Genomic DNA, 17160 nt, shown 5'->3' with positions numbered 1-17160 from the left:
CAGCAGGCCCATCGCCAAAGGCGAGCCCGGTCCTCGGGTGACGTTGCCGCATTGTGACCAATGTCATAGACTGTATGCATGCGGCTTCATACGCCGCGATTTTTTCCGTTTTCTTGCCAGCATTCCTGGAGACAAAAAATGCAGGACCGCCAGCCCACCCCTTCCCGTCGTCGTTTCTTTGCAGGTGCTGCCACCGTCGGTGCCGCAGCCGCTTCCGTGGCCGTGCTTGCGCGCATGGTGACCACCCCGCAGGCTGTGGTGGAACAGGCCCCGCGCCCTACCCCCGAGCGGGGCGGCGGCTACCATGAATCGGACCATGTCCGCCACTACTACAACACCACCCGCATCTGATGCGGCACAGCGGGGTTCGCCATGTTGCTGACTAAAAAATCTTCCCATGCGCCGCAAGGTGCACAGGCCTCTTCCCCTTTCGTGCACAGCCTGCGGCGCGGACTCTCGCAGGCGCTGCCCACCATGGACCGCCGCGCGTTCCTGCGCCGCTCGGGCCTGGGGGTAGGCGTTGGCATTGCAGCCTCGCAACTTACCCTGGTCAAGAAGTCGCAAGCGGCTGAAGGTGCCAAGGTGGGCCTGGGCGACAGCAAGATCGAAGTGCGCCGCACCGTGTGCACCCATTGCTCGGTGGGCTGTGCTGTGGATGCCGTGGTCGAGAACGGCATCTGGGTGCGCCAGGAGCCGGTGTTCGACTCCCCCATCAACCTGGGCGCGCACTGCGCCAAGGGTGCGTCGGTGCGCGAGCACGGCCACGGCGAGTACCGCCTGCGCTACCCGATGAAGCTGGTCAACGGCAAGTACGAGCGCATCAGCTGGGACACAGCCCTCAATGAGATCACCGCCAAGATGCAGGAGCTGCGCAAGGCCAGCGGCCCTGACAGCGTGTACTTTGTGGGCTCGTCCAAGCACAGCAACGAGCAGGCGTACCTGCTGCGCAAGTTCGTGAGCTTCTGGGGCACCAACAACTGCGATCACCAGGCGCGCATTTGCCACTCGACCACCGTGGCGGGTGTGGCCAACACCTGGGGCTACGGCGCCATGACCAATTCGTACAACGACATGCAAAACAGCAAGGTCGCTCTGTACATCGGCTCCAACGCGGCTGAAGCCCACCCCGTGAGCATGTTGCACATGCTGCATGCCAAGGAAACCGGCTGCAAGATGATCGTGGTGGACCCACGCTTCACCCGCACCGCTGCCAAGGCCGACGAGTACGTGCGCATCCGCTCGGGCACCGACATTCCTTTCCTGTTCGGCCTGGTCTATCACATCTTCAAGAACGGCTGGGAAGACAAGAAGTACATCCATGACCGTGTCTACGGCATGGAAAAGGTGCGCGACGAGGTCATGGCCAAGTGGACACCCGACAAGGTGGAAGAGGCCTGCGGCGTCAAAGAAGAACAGATGTTCAAGGTTGCGAAGATGCTGGCCGACAGCCGCCCCGGCACCATCGTGTGGTGCATGGGCCAGACGCAGCATTCCATCGGCAACGCTATGGTGCGTGCCTCCTGCATCTTGCAGTTGGCCCTGGGCAACGTGGGCAAGAGCGGTGGTGGTACCAACATCTTCCGTGGCCACGACAACGTGCAAGGCGCGACTGACGTTGGCCCCAATCCTGACTCCCTGCCAGGCTACTACGGCCTGGCCGAAGGCGCGTGGAAGCACTTTGCCAACGCCTGGGGGGTCGACTTCGAGTGGATCAAGGGCCGCTACGCCACGCCCGCGATGATGACCAAGAACGGCATCACCGTCTCGCGCTGGATCGACGGCGTGTTGGAGAAGAACGAGCTCATCGACCAGGATTCCAACCTGCGCGGCGTGTTCTTCTGGGGGCATGCCCCCAACTCGCAGACGCGCGGCCTGGAGATGAAGCGTGCGATGGACAAGCTCGACCTCTTGGTCGTGGTTGATCCCTATCCGTCGGCCACCGCCGCCATGGCGGCCATGCCCGGCAAGCCCGAGGACTTGAACCCCAACCGCGCGGTGTACCTGCTGCCCGCGGCCACCCAGTTCGAGACCAGTGGCTCGTGCACGGCATCCAACCGCTCGCTGCAGTGGCGCGAAAAGGTCATCGAGCCGCTCTGGGAGAGCCGCAGCGACCACATGATCATGTACCAGTTCGCGCAGAAGCTTGGCTTCGACAAGGAACTGGTCAAGAACTACCAGATGCAGAAGGTCAAGGGCATGGACGAACCCGTGCCCGAGGACATCCTGCGTGAGATCAACCGCTGTGTCTGGACCATTGGCTACACGGGCCAAAGCCCTGAGCGCCTGAAGGCCCACATGAAGAACATGCATGTGTTCGACGTGAAGACCCTGAAGGCCAAGGGCGGCAAGGACAAGGAAACCGGCTACGACTTTGCAGGTGACTACTTCGGCCTGCCATGGCCCTGCTACGGCACGCCCGAGCTCAAGCACCCCGGCACGGCCAACCTGTACGACACATCCAAGCACGTCATGGACGGTGGCGGTAACTTCCGCGCCAACTTCGGCGTGGAGCGCAATGGCGAGAACCTGCTGGCCGAGGATGGATCGCACTCACTGGGCGCAGACATCACCACCGGCTACCCCGAGTTTGACCACGTGCTGCTCAAGAAGCTGGGCTGGTGGGACGAGTTGACCGACGCCGAGAAGACGGCGGCCGAAGGCAAGAACTGGAAGACCGACCCCTCGGGTGGCATCATCCGCGTGGTCATGAAGAACCATGGTTGCCATCCCTTTGGCAACGCCAAGGCGCGGGCCGTGGTGTGGAACTTCCCCGATGCGATTCCCCAGCACCGCGAGCCCATCTATGGCACGCGTCCCGATCTGGTGGCCAAGTACCCCACGCACGAGGACAAGAAGGCTTTCTGGCGCCTGCCCACGCTCTACAAGAGCCTGCAGGACAAGAATGTGGCCGACAAGGTGTACGAGAAGTTCCCGCTCATCCTGACGTCGGGCCGCCTGGTCGAGTACGAAGGCGGTGGTGAAGAAACCCGCTCCAACCCCTGGCTGGCCGAGTTGCAGCAGGAAGCGTTCGTGGAAATCAACCCCAAGACCGCTGCCGACCGTGGCATTCGCAACGGCAGCCGCGTGTGGCTCAGCTCGCCCACCGGCGCACGCCTGAATGTGCAGGCCCTGGTCACCGAGCGCGTAGCGCCCGACACCGTGTGGATGCCATTCCACTTCTCCGGCCGCTGGCAAGGCGCTGACATGCTGGCGTACTACCCCAAGGGGGCAGCGCCTTTGGTGCGTGGCGAGGCCGTGAACACCGCGACAACGTATGGCTACGACAGCGTGACCATGATGCAAGAATCCAAGACCACGATCTGCAACGTGGAAGCTGCGTGAGGAGACCGCAATGGCCCGCATGAAATTTATCTGTGATGCAGAGCGCTGCATCGAATGCAACAGCTGCGTGACGGCGTGCAAGAACGAGCATGAAGTGCCCTGGGGTGTGAACCGCCGCCGCGTGGTGACCCTGAATGACGGCGTGCCCGGTGAAAAGTCCATCTCGGTCGCCTGCATGCACTGCAGCGATGCGCCTTGCATGGCGGTGTGCCCCGTGAACTGCTTCTACCGCACCGAAGAAGGTGTGGTGCTGCACGATAAGGATGTCTGCATCGGCTGTGGCTATTGCAGCTATGCATGCCCGTTCGGTGCGCCGCAGTTCCCCTCGCAGGGCACTTTTGGTGTGCGCGGCAAGATGGACAAGTGCACCTTCTGTGCCGGTGGTCCCGAGGAGCACGGCAGCCAGGCCGAGTTCGAGAAGTACGGACGCAACCGCCTGGCCGAGGGCAAGCTGCCCGCCTGTGCCGAAATGTGCTCCACCAAGGCGCTGCTGGCCGGTGACGGCGACGTGGTCGCCGACATCTTCCGCACCCGCGTGGTCCAGCGCGGCAAGGGCGCCGAGGTCTGGGGCTGGGGCACGGCCTATGGTTCCAAGCAGGCCGGCCAGCCGCCGGCGGGAGCAAAGTCATGAAGACGCGTGCATGGCATGTTCTGGGCGCCCTGGGCGCAGCCGTGGCCCTGACGGCCTGCGGCGAAAAACCGCAGACCGGCGGCGGTGTGAAGTACGACGCACCGCCCTACGCAGGCACGGGCAGCAACTTCACTTCTCCCGACTGGAAGGCGGGCGATGCGGGCAGCTGGGAGCAAAAGCTCAAGGCCCGCATGCAATACGGCCAAAACGAATACAACCGCGTGCGGTGATGCGAGGTCTGCCATGAAACACCTCTTGTGTGCATTGCTGCTTGCCAGCGGTGCCGCGTGGGCGCAGGCCCCGGCGGCGCCCGCCAGCGACGCGGCAGCGCCCGCGGCGGCAGACGCTGCCCCTGTGCCGGCGGCGGTTGGTGCCGTCAAAAGCCAGAACATCTTCGACGTGAAGCCCGATGCCAGTGAGGAGCCGGGCTACGCCCAGCAGACCAACGGTGAGCGTGCCAAGGTTCAGCCGGGCAACAACGCGCCCATGTGGCGGCAGGTGCGAGATGGGGTGACGGGCTACAGCAGCCTGCCGGCGAGCCAGGCCCCTGAGGCCGGCAACCTGATCCAGCCGTTCGCGCAATACCCCGGCTCGCGCTACACCACGGCAGGCCAGGCGTGGCGCGAGGTGCGCAATAACTGGATCATTCCCTACGGCGCGGCCTTGCTGGGCATCACCGTGCTGGCGCTGGCCATCTTCTTTGTGACCAAGGGCACCCTGGGCCACGCGGATGCCGAGGCTGGCGGTCGCCGGATCGAGCGCTTCACGCCCTTCGAGCGCGCGGCGCACTGGTCCAATGCGATTGCGTTCGTCACGCTGGCCATCACGGGCATCCTGATGGCGTTCGGCAAGTTCTTCCTGCTGCCCGTGCTGGGCGCACAGCTCTTCGGCTGGCTGGCGTACGCGGCGAAGAACGTGCACAACTTCATGGGCCCGCTGTTCGCCGTGTCGCTCACGGTGATCATCGTCACTTTCATCAAGGACAACATCGCCAACCGCGCGGACTTCGTCTGGCTGTCCAAGGCAGGTGGCATGTTCACCAACAAGGAAGTGCCGTCGCACCGCTTCAACGCAGGCGAGAAGGGCATGTTCTGGTGGGGCATCACTATTCCCGGCGTGTTTGTTGTGCTGTCGGGCCTGGTGCTCGACAAGTTGATCCCCGGCTGGGGCCTGCTGCGCGGAGAGATGCAGATCGCCCACATGGTGCACGCCACGCTGGCCCTCTGGATGATGGCGCTGCTGCTGGGTCACATCTACATGGGCACGATCGGCATGCGCGGGGCCTACAAGGCCATGAAGACCGGTTACGTAAGCGAGGCCTGGGCGCGCGAGCACCATGAGCTGTGGGCCGACGATGTCCGCAGCGGCAAGATTCCCGCACAGCGCAGTGGTGCGGCTCCCGCCGCGCAAACCACGCCTTCCCACCCCGCCGTAGGAGGAACCTCATGATTTTTGCAGCAACTCTCGTGCGCCGCTGCACAGCGGGTCTGGCGCTGGCGTCGTTGGCCGGCGTGGCAGCCGCCAAGCTGCCGCCCCTGTCGCCCGAGGCACAGGCCAAGGCGGCAGAGACCGCCGCCAAGGCCGCATGGTCCGGCAAGATGGACGCCTATAAGCTGTGTCAGGCACAGGACCGCGTGGTGGCGCACTACCGCCGCACCGCGCCGAACCCCGCGCCTGCTGTTCCTGCCCCCGCGTGCCTTGATCCGGGTCCTTTCAGCTACACGCCGCCGGAGGCCAAGCCGCTAGAGGCCGCGGGTGCTCACTCGCCTGCGGGCACGGCCACCAGCCCCCCCAACACGGCCGTGCCGGCCGCCGCCGCGTCGGCCCCAAAGAGCTGACCGAGCCGCCAGTCCGCGGTGCCTGGAGGCCCGTGGGCCGGTGACCGTGGCCTCTGTCCTGCACGCCCCGCCGCGCTCTGCGCGCCGGGGCGTCGTTACGTGTACGCTGCACCCATGACGCCAACGTCCCAACCACAGACCCTCTCTCGCCATGCCAGTGTGCCGCGGCTCACGCAGGCGGTTGCGCCGCTCACCCATGCGGTGCAAGCCATCAACGAAAGAGGCGAGCGCGAAGAGCTGTACATTCCCGCCGAACGCCCGCTCACGGTGTACGTGGATCGGCGCGAGCTGGTCACGCTGATGACGCTGGGCGCACACCCTGAGCTGCTGGTGTTGGGATACCTGCGCAACCAGCGGTTGGTGGATTCCGTGGAGGAGATCGAGTCCATCACCGTGGACTGGGAGGTCAACGCCGCCGCCGTCGCCACGCGCCGCGGCATCGCACGCATCGAAGAGCGCACCGCGCGCAAGGTCGTCACCACCGGCTGCGGCCAGGGCAGCGTGTTCGGCGGCTTGATGGACGAGGTGGCCGGCATACAGCTGCCTCCCGCGCAACTGACGCAGGCCGAGCTGTACGGTATCGTCAACGCCATCCGACTTCAGGAATCCACCTACAAGTCCGCCGGCTCGGTGCACGGCTGCGCCCTGTTCCAGGGGCCGCAGATGCTCGTCTTTGTGGAGGACGTGGGACGCCACAATGCCATTGACACCATTGCGGGCTGGATGTGGATGCAGCAGCCTGCCGAGGCCATGCAGGGCAGCGACAAAGTGTTCTACACCACGGGTCGCCTCACGAGCGAGATGGTCATCAAATCCGCCCAGATGGGGGTGCCCATCGTGGTGTCGCGCAGCGGCATGACGCAAATGGGGCATGCCGTGGCCAGCCAGCTGGGGCTGTGCGCCATCGGACGTGCGACCAATCGGCGCTTTCTGTGCTACAGCGGGGCGGATCGGCTGGTGCTGCAGCCAGAGCTGGCACAGGCGCCGCCTGTACCCGCTGCGTAGCGGCGCAAGGGGCCCTATGTGGCCAATGGCGGGCACGGAGGCACACATAGTGCCGGTGGCATGATGCACGCCATGCCCGCATCCCCCGCCTCCGCATCTTCGCAAGACTCGCCAACCGGCCGCATCGCTGTGCCATGGGCTCGCCTGGGCTGGCGCACGCTCTGGCGTGATCTGCGCGCGGGCGAGTTGCGCCTGCTCATGGTCGCCGTGACGCTGGCCGTGGCAGCGCTCACCTCGGTGGGTTTCTTTGCGGATCGACTTCAGGGTGGCCTGGCGCGCGACGCACTGCAACTGCTGGGAGGCGACGCAGTGGTGGCCAGCGACAACCCCACGCCCGTCGCGTTTGTGGAGCAGGCACGGGCGCTGGGTTTGACGGGCGTGACCACCCTGAGCTTTCCCACCATGGGGCGCGCGCCCGATCTGCAGGGCGGCGCCAGCCGGCTGGTGGCGCTCAAGAGCGTGGAGCCGGGCTACCCGTTGCGCGGCCGCCTGCAGGTGGCGGACGCCCCTCAGCGCCCCGGCATTCCCACACACAGCATTCCAGCGCAGGGCGAGGTCTGGGTGGACGCTCCGCTATTGGAGTCGTTGGCGCTCCAGTTGGGTGACTTCCTGCTGCTGGGGGACACGCAACTGCGCATCACGCGCATCATCACGCTGGAGCCCGACCGTGGGGCGGGCTTCATGAACTTTGCCCCGCGCGTGATGCTCAATGCGATGGATCTGCCCGCTACCGGGCTGGTGCAGCCCGCCAGCCGCATCACTTACCGCTTTGCGGTGGCCGGCACACCGGACGCCGTCAAGCGCTTCACCGCCTGGGCCAGTGCGGCGGCGGCCGAGCCGGGCATGCGCGGCGTGCGTGTGGAGTCGCTGGACAGCGGCAGGCCTGAGATGCGCCAGACGCTGGACCGCGCGCAGAAGTTCCTCAACCTCGTGGCGTTGCTGGCGGCGTTGCTCTCGGCCGTGGCCGTGGCGCTGGCCGCGCGCGGCTTCGCCAACGAGCATCTGGACGCCGCCGCGCTGCTGCGCGTGCTGGGCCAGAGCCAGCGCACGATCGCCGGCGCCTATGTGATGGAGTTCGCTCTGGTCGGCCTGTTCGCCAGCGCGCTGGGTGTGCTGCTGGGCTTTGCGGTGCACCATGTGTTCGTGTTGCTGCTTGCGGGGCTGGTGGAATCGGCACTGCCTGCGGCCAGCCTCTGGCCCGTGGCCTTCGGCGTGGGCGTGGGCCTCACGCTGATGTGCGCCTTCGGCCTGCCGCCGGTGCTGCAGCTGGCGCAGGTGCCGCCGCTGCGCGTGATTCGGCGTGACCTGGGGAATGTGCGGCCCACGTCCCTGGCTGTGCTGGGCCTGGGCGTGGCGGGGTTTGCGGCGCTGCTGCTGGTGGTCAGCCGCGACTGGAAGCTCGGCGCGATCGCCGTGGGTGGTTTTGCCGCAGCCGCGCTGCTGTTTGCCGCGCTGGCCTGGGCGGCTGTGGGGCTGCTGCGCAAGAGTGTGCGCGAGACCACGGCGCCGCGCTGGCTGGTGCTGGCCACGCGCCAGATCGCCGCGCGCCCCGCCTATGCCGTGGTGCAGGTCAGCAGTCTGGCGGTGGGGCTGCTGGCGCTGGTGCTGCTGGTGCTGCTGCGCACGGACCTCATCGCCAGCTGGCAGCGTGCCACGCCGGCCACGGCGCCCAACCGTTTCGTGATCAACATCCTGCCGGACCAGGCCGAGGCCTTTCGCCAGATGCTGCAGCGGGCGGGCGTGGCGCAGTACGACTGGTACCCCATGTTCCGCGGCAGGCTGGTGGCCATCAACGACCGCCCGGTGGGCATGGACGACTATGAGGACGACCGCGCCAAGCGCCTGGTGGACCGTGAGTTCAACCTCTCCAACGCCCACGACGCGCCGGAGCACAACCCCATCGTGGGCGGGCGCTGGACCCCTGACGAGCACGGCGCCGTGAGCGTGGAGGAGGGTATCGCCAAGACGCTGGGCCTCAAGCTGGGCGATCGACTGCGTTTTGACATCGCCGGCGTGCAGAGCGAGGCGCGCATCACCAGCCTGCGTCAGGTGGACTGGAGTTCCATGCGTGCCAATTTCTTCGTGATGTACCCGGTGGCGCAGATGCCCGACGTGCCCTACACCTACCTGGCCGCCTACCGCGCGCCGCAGCAGCCGGGCTTTGACAACGCGCTGGTGCATGCCTTCCCCAACATCACCAACGTGGACATGAGCGCCACGCTGGCCCAGGTGCAAGGGGTGCTGGCGCAGGTGATCCGCGCAGTGGAGTTTCTGTTTGCCTTCACGCTGGCGGCTGGGCTGGTGGTGCTGTTCGCGGCCGTCACCGCCACGCGCGAGGAGCGCGCACGCGAATTCGCCATCATGCGTGCCGTGGGCGCGCGTGCCAGCCTGCTGCGACAGGTGCAGCGTGCCGAATTGGCCGGCGTGGGCCTGCTGGCGGGCTTCCTGGCCAGCTGTGTGGCCGTGGCCGTGGGCTGGGCGCTGGCGCGCTATGTGTTCGACTTCAGCTGGACGGCCCAGTTCTGGGTGCCGATCGCCGGTGCGCTGGCGGGTGCGCTGCTGGCGCTGGCGGCGGGTTGGTGGGGTTTGCGCGAGGTGCTGCGCCGCCCCGTGGTACAGACGTTGCGCAGCGCAGCGCAGGAGTGAGGAGGGGCCATGCCGCAACACGACACGCCGCATTGGGAACCCGACTGGTCGCAGGCGCCCGAGGGCTGGGATTGGCTGGCGCAGGACGAAGACGGGCGCTGGTACTGGTACCGCACGCAGCCGCAGGTGGGCGTGGGCGGCGGCGTGTGGCGCTCCAACTCGCGCAACCAGCAGTACGCCGGCCAGGGCCTGCCCAACCCGGCCTGGGACGCCTCGCTGCGCCATCGTCAACAATGATTTTGATAGCTGCCAGCGCTTGCTGGTATTGCGCTGGAGGCCAATTTGCTTATTGACGCAGACGAGAGTGCCGATCTGGCTGCCGCGCTGTGTCGGGCCCTGGGCGTGGCCGAGGGGGGGCCGGTGGAGCATGTGCAGACGCACCTGTCGCATCTGCTGCTGACCCCTACGCATGCCTACAAGCTCAAAAAGCCGCTGCACCTACCCTTTGCCGATTTCCGCACGCTGCAGGCGCGGCGCCATTTCTGCGGCGAGGAACTGCGCCTGAACCAGCGCCTGGCGCCCATGCTCTACCGGGACATACTGCCGGTGGTGGGCAGCGCCAAGGCGCCGCGCCTGGGGAGCGTGGAGCAAACCGGCAACGCTATCGACTGGGTGCTGCGCATGCGCCGCTTTCCCGCGGGCAGCGAGGCCGACGCCCTGGTGCGCGCCGGCGCGTTGCTGCCCGCGCAGGTGGACGCGTTTGCAGTGCATCTCGCGCGCTTTCACGTCGGCGCGCCGGTGGCGCCGCCGGATGGCGGCTGGGGCACCGCCGTGCAGGTGGAGCAGGCCATCACCGGCGTGCTGGACACGCTGGCGCCGCTGCTCGGCGAAGCCGAGCGCGCGCGGCTGGCGGCGCTGCGCACGTGGTTCAGCGCGCGCCAGCCCACGCTGGCCCAGTGCTGGGCCGTGCGCCACGCCACGGGCCATGTGCGCGAAGGCCATGGGGACCTGCACCTGGGCAACGTGGTGCTGCTGGCGGGTGCGCTCACCGCCTTCGACTGCATCGAGTTCAGCCCGCCGCTGCGCTGGATCGACACGCTGGCCGACGCGGGTTTCTTCAGCATGGACCTGCATGCCCATGGCCGGTCGGACCTGGCCTGGCGCTTCCTGGACGGCTACCTGGCGGTCACGGGCGACTATGCCGGCCTGGCCGTGCTGCGCCCCTACGAGATCTACCGCGCGCTGGTGCGGGCCATGGCCGCGCGTCTGCGCGCCGCGCAGGGTCTGGCGGGGACATCGGGGCCGGACTATCTGGCTTGCGCCGAACGCCTGGCCGCGCCGCTGGCCCCCCGCCTGCTGATCACCTACGGACTGTCGGGGTCTGGCAAGTCCACCGTCGCCGCCGCGCTGCTGGAGCAAGGTGCCGTGCGCCTGCGCTCGGATGTAGAGCGCAAGCGCCTGTATGGCCTGGCGGCGCTGGACCGCTCCGCCGCGCGGGGCGTGGACATCTATACCCCCGAGGCCTCGCAGCGCACCTTCGCGCACCTGCGCCAGCAGGCCCGCGCCGTGCTGCAGGCAGGCTACCCGGTGATCGTGGACGCGGCCTTCCTGCACCGGCGCGAGCGCGACGCCTTTCGCGCGCTGGCAAGCGAATTGGGCGTTCCGTTCACCATCCTGCATTGCCATGCGGACCCACAGCAACTGTGCGAGCGCGTGCTGCGCCGCAGCGCGGCCGGCACCGACCCGTCGGAGGCCAGCCTGGCCGTGCTCGCGCGCCAGCAGGACAGCGCCGAGCCACTGGCGCCCGACGAGCAGGCGCAGGTGCTGGACCTGGCCACCGACCGGGCATGGGATGCGGCCGCGCTGTGGCGCCGTTGGCAGGCGGCGGGTCGTGGCGCGGAGGGCGGTGCTTGATGTGTGTCAACATGCCCCGTATCGCCAGTGGCATGCTGAAACCATGAACACCACCCCTCTCTCCGATTCCCAACGCGAACAGCTGCGCGGCGCGCTGGAGCAGCGCAAGCAGCAATTGCTGGCCGAACTGGGCGAGGCCCAGCGCGACACGCTGGCCGTGGTCACCAACCGCGCCGATGCCGAGCGGCTGGACGACCGCAAGGATCAGGCCGACCGCATGGCGCAAGCCACCGTGCGCGACGCCGAGGCCACGCGCGACCACGACGAGCTGGTGGCGGTGCGCGCGGCCCTGGCACGCCTGGCCGACGGCAGCTATGGCGAGTGCACTGACTGCGGCCAGCCCGTGGGCGTGGCCCGCCTGCTGGCCCAGCCCGCGGCGGCGCGCTGCATTGCCTGCCAGTCCAAGGCCGAGGCGCGCGGCGAGCGTTGACAGCCCTGAGGAAGCGGCGCCGGCCCGCTTTCTACAATGGCGCGTATGTCAGCACCTGATCCCGCGCCGTCCGCCCCCACGCCTGCCACACCGTTCGAGCGGATCGGCGGTGAGCCGCGCATCCGCCAACTGGTGGACCGTTTCTACGACCTCATGGACCTGGAGCCCGGCTACGCCGAGCTGCGTGCCAGCCACGGCACTACGCTGGATGACGCGCGCGACAAGCTGTTCTGGTTCCTCTGCGGTTGGCTCGGCGGGCCCGACCATTACCAGAGCCGCTTCGGCCACCCGCGCCTGCGCGCGCGCCACATGCCGTTTTCCATCGGCATCCTGGAGCGGGACCAGTGGGTCGCCTGCATGGACCAGGCCATGGGCGAGGTGGGTGTGCCCGACGACCTGCGCGCGCGCCTGAACGAGAGCTTCATGGGCACGGCCGACTGGATGCGCAACCGCGGCGGTTGAAATAGCTATTGATTCAATAGCTATTGGCGCTTGTGGCAAGCGCGGTGAAGACGGATGCGACATGCGGACCCGCGGCGTCACATGCCTGTCAAACCCGCCCTACAGACTCTGGCGTTTTATCCACCACCAGGGTCTTCCATGCAGGACACTTTCTTGCGCGGCCAGCCATTTGCCGCGCGCCTAGCCTTTGTTTTCCCCCGTCGCCATGCGCTGGGCGCGCTGGCCTGTGCCGCGCTGCTGGCCGCCTGCGGCGGCAACGACGACGATGGCGACAGCTCTGCCGCCACGCCCGCCACGGCCACGCTGGCCGTGCTGGAAACCACCGATCTGCACTTCAACGTGCGCAGCTTCGACTACTTCAAGCTGGCCGAGGACAAGACCTACGGCTTCGAGCGTACGGCCACGCTGGTGCGCGCCGCGCGCAAGGAGTTCGCCAACACCCTGCTGGTGGACAACGGCGACACCATCCAGGGCACGGCCCTGGCCGACTACGAGGCCACGGTCAGCCCCATCCCCTGCACGCAGCAGCTGTCCATGTACAAGGCCATGGGCGCTTTAGGCTTTGACGCGGGCACGCTGGGCAACCATGAGTTCAACTACGGCCTGCCGTTCCTGAACCAGGTGCTGGGCGGCGGCCTGGAGGTGGACGGCGTGGACGCCACCAAGAAATGTGCGGGCAACGGCTATCCCGCCGTGCTGGCCAACGTGTACAGCAGCAAGACCAAGAAGCCCCTGGTGCAGCCCTACACGGTGCTGGAGCGCACGCTGGTGGCCAAGTCCGGCGACGGCAAGGAGGTCCAGCTGCCCATCAAGATCGGCGTGATCGGTTTCACCACGCCGGGCATCATGAACTGGGACAAGCGCTTCCTGGAGGGCAAGGTCTACACCGAAGGCGCCGTGGAGGCCGCGCAGAAGTACGTGCCTGAGCTGCGTGCCAAGGGTGCCCAGCTGGTCGTCGCGCTGCTGCACGGCGGCCTGGACGCCAGCAGCTATTCGCCCACCATGGAGAACCCGGGCCTGCACCTGTCCAAGGTGCCGGGCATCGACGCCATGGTCATGGGCCACCAGCACAGCGTGTTCCCGGACCTGTCGGCCAAGCCCGCCTTCACGCAGGCTGGCGTGGACAACAAGGCCGGCACCATCAATGGCGTGCCTGCCGTGATGGCCAGCTCCTGGGGCAAGGCGTTGGGCGTGATCCAGCTCGCGCTGAAGTGGGACGGCAAGGCCTGGAGCGTGGACAAGGCCGCCAGCAAGAGCGAGCTGCGCAACATCCAGACCAAGGACGCCGCAGGCGCCAACGTATTCGTGGCCGCCGACCCCGCCGTGGCACCGTTGATCGAGAGCCAGCACCAGGCCGCCATCAACTACGTGAAGACGCCGATCGGCAACACCGACTTCCGCATGAGCACGCTGTTTGCCGACGTGGGCGACCCCGGCGCGATCCAGATCGTGAACCAGGCGCAGCAGGCCTACGTGGCGGCCTACATCCAGGCCAACCTGCCGCAGTACGCGCAGCTGCCCGTGCTGTCGGTGAGCGCGCCGTTCAAGTCGGGCTTCCAGGGCGGCAAGGACTTCACCGACGTCGCGGCCGGCCCGCTGGCCATCTACAACGCGGCCGACCTGTACCTGTACCCCAACACCGTGTACGCGGTGAAGGTGAACGGCGCCGACGTCAAGGACTGGCTGGAGGCCGCCGCCAAGCGCTTCAACCAGATCGACCCCGCCAAGGCCGGCGAGCAGGCGCTCATCAGCACCTTCCCCGGCTACAACTTCGACATGTTCACCACCGCGGACGTGCAGTACGAGATCGACGTGACGCAGCCCGTGGGCAGCCGCATCAAGGGCCTGACCTACAAGGGCCAGCCCATCGATCCGGCGCAGGAGTTCGTGATCGCCACCAACAACTACCGCGCCACCAGCGGCAAGAGCTTCATCCCGAAGCTGGACGGTTCGGCCACCATCTGGGCCTCGCCGGATGCCAACCGTGACGTGGTCATCGAGTACGTGCGCAAGAACCCGCAGGTCACGCGCGTGGCCAACGGCGCGGCCAAGAGCTGGCGCTTCACCCAGGTGTCGACCGCGGGCGACGTGGTGTTCAGCTCCGGCGCGGACGCGCTGCCCGTGGCCCAGGCCGCGGGGCTGGCCGGCGTGTCGCTGCTCGCGGCCGATGACGGCTCGGGCAAGGGCATGGCCAAGTACAAGATCGACCTGTCCAAGTAAGCGCTGCGCGTCCCCCCGCACGGGGGCGGGCCCACGGTGGTGCACGCCCCCGTGGGCCTTTTGCTTCTAAAACAATAGCTGCTGGCGCTTGATGGATAAGCGCTGGAGGCTGTTTTGGCTTGTAGTGCTGGTCGTCAGCCGCCCGGCCTGCGCCGCCCGGGCTGCAGCAGCACCACCAGCGCGCCCGCGCCGCCGTCCAGCGGCCGCGCCTGCACGAAGGCCAGCACCTCTTTCTTTTGCACCAGCCAGCGTTGCACCCGGCCCTTGAGCACCGGTGTGCGGCCCGGCGACCCCAACCCCTTGCCATGCACCACGCGCACGCAGCGCAGGCCCGTGCGGTGCGCCAGGCGGATGAAATCGCCCAGCGCCTCGCGCGCCTCATCGGTGCGCAGGCCGTGCAGGTCCAACTGGCGCTGGATGCTCCAGTGCCCTCCGCGCAGCTTGCGCGTCACGTCCAGCCCGATGCCCGGGCGGCGAAAGCTGAGCTGGTCGTCCACGTCCAGCAGCGTGGTCACGTCGAACTCGTCGCTCAGCGACTCGCGCAGCACGCGCTCTTCGTCCAGCGCGCGCTGCACGGGCAGGGGCTCGGGCGGCTCGGGCGTGGACCAGCGCCGCTCGTGTCCCCGCTTGAGCGGCTGCACGGGGCCCACCGCATCGGCGAACAGGTGGCGCTCGGCGCGGGCGCGCCGCTCGGCCTCGCGGCGCAGGCGCTCGCGCTCGGCCCGCTGCTGCGCGGCCTCCTGCAACGCACGGCGCAGGGGCTTGAGGTCGGCGAAGGAACGGGCGGTGAGGGCAGCGTTCATGGGCTGGGGGCGGTTGTACCGCATCGTCCATGTCCGCCCTGGGGGTCCAGGTATTCGGCGGCAATGAACTGCGTGACCTGCGCGGGGTTGAAGTTGTCGTCGCTCACGAAGACCAGCACGCAGCTGCCCGCCGTGCTGCCGCCTGCGCCACCGCCGGGCAGGGGCGGGCCCCAGGTCATGCCCTCCAGGTTGTCCACATCCAGGCCCAGGGCGGCGAAGTCGGCCACCAGGGTCTTGGGTGGGCTGTGGTGGTTGGCGGGGGTGAGCGCATCCAGCGCCAGCGTGTCGCTGCCCGCGCGCGTGTCGATGCGGTACAGCCGCGCGGCAAAGCCGGCGCCGGCGCTGTAGGCGCGCTCCAGCACCAGCAGGTGGTGCGCACCATCGGCCAGGATCTCGCTTACCCCGTTCATCTGCGGCCCCCAGGGCAGGCGGCGGGCCTGCGGCACGGCGTCGGGCGGGTAGGCGATCTGGCGCAGCGCTTGGCCGCTGACCAGGTCGATGGCTGTGATGCGAACCGGCGCACCGCCCGACGCGGGCGTGGCCGGGGGGCCGTCCTGGCGCCAGGGCAGTTCCATGGACAGCCATGCGGTGCGGCCATCGGTCGCCAGGGCGAGGCCCTCCAGCGTGCCGTTGCTGCGCGGTCCGCTGCCGGCCTGGGGCGTGAAGCGGGCGGGCAGGGCGACATCGCGCACGGCCGCGCCGTCGGCGCGGCTTACGCGCAGTTGCGGGCCGAAGCCGCGGCTGAAGTCGCCCTCGCTGGTCCACACGAACTGCGCGCCGCCAGGCAGCCAGCGCACGGCCTCTGCGTCGGGCACGTCCATGCCGGGGTGCGCCCTCAGCCACGGCGCGTAGGGCCGGCCGCCGGCATGCAGCAGCGTATGCACGCCGGTGAATTCGGGCGGGGCGAGGGCGGTGGCGTCGTAGCGCAGCCGGGCGGTGTAGATGCGCGCCGGGTCATGGCTGGAGCGGTCGTCGCTGATGAGCAGGTAGGTGTCTTGCGCGGCGTTGTAGTCGATGCCGGAGAGGCCGCCCACCGTGGTGCCGCCATAGCGGGTGAGCGGCGGCACGGTGGCGGTGCCGATGAGCCGCAGCAGCGGGGCCTGGGCCGGCGGCTGCGGGGGCGGCAGGCGCGTGGCCAGCGGGGCGCAGCCCGCCATGGCCAGCAGCAGCGCCTGGGCCAGTACGCGCCGCGCGCGCCCCGGTGCGCTCACACCAGCCCTTGCTCGGCCATGGACAGGGCCGCGCCTGGCGCCACGATCACATGGTCGAGCACGCGCACGTCCACCAGCGCCAGCGCGGCCTTCAAGGTCTGGGTCAGCGCCTCGTCGGCGCGGCTGGGCTGCACGCTGCCGCTGGGGTGGTTGTGCGCCAGCACCACGGCGGCGGCATGGTGGTGCAGGGCGCGCAGCACCACTTCACGGGGGTAGACCGAGGTCTGCGTGAGCGTGCCCCGGAACAGCTCTTCCATGGCGATCAGGCGGTTGCCGCTGTCCAGGAACAGCACGGCGAACACCTCGTGCGTGCGCCCCGCCAGGTGCAGCTGCAGGTAGTGCTGGACGGCCTGCGGGGAGTCGAACACCTCGCGCTCGCGCAGCTGCTGGGCCATGGCGCGGCGGGCGAGTTCCAGCACGGCCATCAGCTCGGCGCGCTTGGCGGGGCCCAGGCCCTTGATGCGCTGCAGGTCCTGGCTGCTGGCGTGCAGCAGCCCGGCAATGCCGCCAAAGCCGCCGCCGGCGCTGCGGCCCGTGGCGGGATCGCGCACGGGATCATCCAGCAGCTCCTGGGCCAGCTGCAGCACGCCCTTGCCCGCCAGGCCCGTGCGCAGCAGGATGGCCAGCAGTTCGGCGTCGGACAGTGCTGCGGGGCCGCGTGCGAGCAGCTTTTCGCGGGGCTGGGCATCCAGCGGCAGGTCTTTGAGGGGCATGGCGC

At 68.3% G+C, this 17160-nt stretch carries 16 protein-coding genes; 13 read left to right on the top strand and 3 right to left on the bottom strand.

Translation table 11 applies throughout. The annotated features are described in order from the left end of the window. The first annotated feature begins 138 nt into the window (after nucleotides 1–138). From HND92_RS15450 to HND92_RS15390, 13 genes are all read left to right on the top strand, one after another. Complete coding sequence (locus tag HND92_RS15450; protein ID WP_172208232.1) at nucleotides 139–351, top strand: formate dehydrogenase; 213 nt, start codon at nucleotides 139–141, stop codon at nucleotides 349–351. 21 nt (nucleotides 352–372) lie between these two features. Further along, nucleotides 373–3342: a formate dehydrogenase subunit alpha gene (locus HND92_RS15445; RefSeq protein ID WP_172208230.1), complete on the top strand. Its 2970-nt coding sequence runs from the start codon at nucleotides 373–375 to the stop codon at nucleotides 3340–3342. A gap of 10 nt (nucleotides 3343–3352) precedes the next feature. Continuing rightward, nucleotides 3353–3973: a formate dehydrogenase FDH3 subunit beta gene (fdh3B, locus tag HND92_RS15440; RefSeq protein ID WP_011806563.1), complete on the top strand. Its 621-nt coding sequence runs from the start codon at nucleotides 3353–3355 to the stop codon at nucleotides 3971–3973. Beyond that, nucleotides 3970–4203, top strand: coding sequence for a hypothetical protein (locus tag HND92_RS15435; RefSeq protein WP_011806562.1), 234 nt, complete (start codon nucleotides 3970–3972; stop codon nucleotides 4201–4203). The genes fdh3B and HND92_RS15435 overlap by 4 nt, the downstream gene beginning before the upstream one ends. A 13-nt stretch (nucleotides 4204–4216) precedes the next feature. Continuing rightward, on the top strand, nucleotides 4217–5422 hold the full coding sequence (locus HND92_RS15430; protein ID WP_172208228.1) for a formate dehydrogenase subunit gamma: 1206 nt from the start codon (nucleotides 4217–4219) through the stop codon (nucleotides 5420–5422). After that, nucleotides 5419–5811: a hypothetical protein gene (locus tag HND92_RS15425; RefSeq protein ID WP_011806560.1), complete on the top strand. Its 393-nt coding sequence runs from the start codon at nucleotides 5419–5421 to the stop codon at nucleotides 5809–5811. Before HND92_RS15430 ends, HND92_RS15425 begins: the two co-directional genes overlap by 4 nt. Before the next feature lie 114 nt (nucleotides 5812–5925). Further along, on the top strand, nucleotides 5926–6816 hold the full coding sequence (locus HND92_RS15420) for a formate dehydrogenase accessory sulfurtransferase FdhD (RefSeq protein WP_135149745.1): 891 nt from the start codon (nucleotides 5926–5928) through the stop codon (nucleotides 6814–6816). A 72-nt stretch (nucleotides 6817–6888) separates the two neighbouring features. Beyond that, nucleotides 6889–9462 (top strand): ABC transporter permease, encoded by a 2574-nt coding sequence (locus HND92_RS15415; protein WP_253940051.1) that lies wholly within the window; start codon nucleotides 6889–6891, stop codon nucleotides 9460–9462. Nucleotides 9463–9471: 9 nt separating this feature from the next. Next, a complete protein-coding gene (locus HND92_RS15410) occupies nucleotides 9472–9699 on the top strand; it encodes a hypothetical protein (protein WP_015914103.1) in 228 nt (75 codons plus the stop codon). 45 nt (nucleotides 9700–9744) lie between these two features. Further along, nucleotides 9745–11316, top strand: coding sequence for a bifunctional aminoglycoside phosphotransferase/ATP-binding protein (locus HND92_RS15405; protein ID WP_172208226.1), 1572 nt, complete (start codon nucleotides 9745–9747; stop codon nucleotides 11314–11316). Between the two features lie 43 nt (nucleotides 11317–11359). Beyond that, nucleotides 11360–11746: a TraR/DksA family transcriptional regulator gene (locus HND92_RS15400; protein ID WP_172208224.1), complete on the top strand. Its 387-nt coding sequence runs from the start codon at nucleotides 11360–11362 to the stop codon at nucleotides 11744–11746. Nucleotides 11747–11782: 36 nt separating this feature from the next. Next, nucleotides 11783–12208: a group II truncated hemoglobin gene (locus HND92_RS15395; RefSeq protein WP_047349808.1), complete on the top strand. Its 426-nt coding sequence runs from the start codon at nucleotides 11783–11785 to the stop codon at nucleotides 12206–12208. A gap of 138 nt (nucleotides 12209–12346) precedes the next feature. Further along, nucleotides 12347–14428: a bifunctional 2',3'-cyclic-nucleotide 2'-phosphodiesterase/3'-nucleotidase gene (locus HND92_RS15390; RefSeq protein WP_172208222.1), complete on the top strand. Its 2082-nt coding sequence runs from the start codon at nucleotides 12347–12349 to the stop codon at nucleotides 14426–14428. A gap of 134 nt (nucleotides 14429–14562) precedes the next feature. Here the strand turns inward: HND92_RS15390 and HND92_RS15385 are convergent, their stop codons facing one another. The 3 genes from HND92_RS15385 to radC are packed head-to-tail and all read right to left on the bottom strand — an operon-like array spanning nucleotide 14563 to nucleotide 17155. Then, nucleotides 14563–15231, bottom strand: coding sequence for a Smr/MutS family protein (locus HND92_RS15385; protein WP_253940050.1), 669 nt, complete (start codon nucleotides 15229–15231; stop codon nucleotides 14563–14565). Further along, nucleotides 15228–16442: an esterase-like activity of phytase family protein gene (locus tag HND92_RS15380; RefSeq protein ID WP_172208218.1), complete on the bottom strand. Its 1215-nt coding sequence runs from the start codon at nucleotides 16440–16442 to the stop codon at nucleotides 15228–15230. Before HND92_RS15380 ends, HND92_RS15385 begins: the two co-directional genes overlap by 4 nt. Further along, nucleotides 16439–17155, bottom strand: a complete 717-nt coding sequence (gene radC / locus HND92_RS15375; RefSeq protein WP_015914096.1) for a DNA repair protein RadC — start codon at nucleotides 17153–17155, stop codon at nucleotides 16439–16441. The genes HND92_RS15380 and radC overlap by 4 nt, the downstream gene beginning before the upstream one ends. Between the last annotated feature and the right edge of the window lie 5 nt (nucleotides 17156–17160).

This window comes from Diaphorobacter sp. JS3050, assembly GCF_013154915.1.
GTDB lineage: Bacteria > Pseudomonadota > Gammaproteobacteria > Burkholderiales > Burkholderiaceae_C > Diaphorobacter > Diaphorobacter nitroreducens.
This window is presented reverse-complemented; position numbering and strand designations above follow the sequence as displayed.

Excerpts from the sequence above, each read along its gene's own strand:
- HND92_RS15450 (WP_172208232.1), top strand. The coding sequence starts at position 139 with ATGCAGGACCGCCAGCCCACCCCTTCCCGTCGTCGTTTCTTTGCAGGT.
- HND92_RS15445 (WP_172208230.1), top strand. The coding sequence starts at position 373 with ATGTTGCTGACTAAAAAATCTTCCCATGCGCCGCAAGGTGCACAGGCC.
- fdh3B (WP_011806563.1), top strand. The coding sequence starts at position 3,353 with ATGGCCCGCATGAAATTTATCTGTGATGCAGAGCGCTGCATCGAATGC.
- HND92_RS15435 (WP_011806562.1), top strand. The coding sequence starts at position 3,970 with ATGAAGACGCGTGCATGGCATGTTCTGGGCGCCCTGGGCGCAGCCGTG.
- HND92_RS15430 (WP_172208228.1), top strand. The coding sequence starts at position 4,217 with ATGAAACACCTCTTGTGTGCATTGCTGCTTGCCAGCGGTGCCGCGTGG.
- HND92_RS15425 (WP_011806560.1), top strand. The coding sequence starts at position 5,419 with ATGATTTTTGCAGCAACTCTCGTGCGCCGCTGCACAGCGGGTCTGGCG.
- HND92_RS15420 (WP_135149745.1), top strand. The coding sequence starts at position 5,926 with ATGACGCCAACGTCCCAACCACAGACCCTCTCTCGCCATGCCAGTGTG.
- HND92_RS15415 (WP_253940051.1), top strand. The coding sequence starts at position 6,889 with ATGCCCGCATCCCCCGCCTCCGCATCTTCGCAAGACTCGCCAACCGGC.
- HND92_RS15410 (WP_015914103.1), top strand. The coding sequence starts at position 9,472 with ATGCCGCAACACGACACGCCGCATTGGGAACCCGACTGGTCGCAGGCG.
- HND92_RS15400 (WP_172208224.1), top strand. The coding sequence starts at position 11,360 with ATGAACACCACCCCTCTCTCCGATTCCCAACGCGAACAGCTGCGCGGC.
- HND92_RS15395 (WP_047349808.1), top strand. The coding sequence starts at position 11,783 with ATGGCGCGTATGTCAGCACCTGATCCCGCGCCGTCCGCCCCCACGCCT.
- HND92_RS15390 (WP_172208222.1), top strand. The coding sequence starts at position 12,347 with ATGCAGGACACTTTCTTGCGCGGCCAGCCATTTGCCGCGCGCCTAGCC.
- HND92_RS15385 (WP_253940050.1), bottom strand. The coding sequence starts at position 15,231 with ATGAACGCTGCCCTCACCGCCCGTTCCTTCGCCGACCTCAAGCCCCTG.
- radC (WP_015914096.1), bottom strand. The coding sequence starts at position 17,155 with ATGCCCCTCAAAGACCTGCCGCTGGATGCCCAGCCCCGCGAAAAGCTG.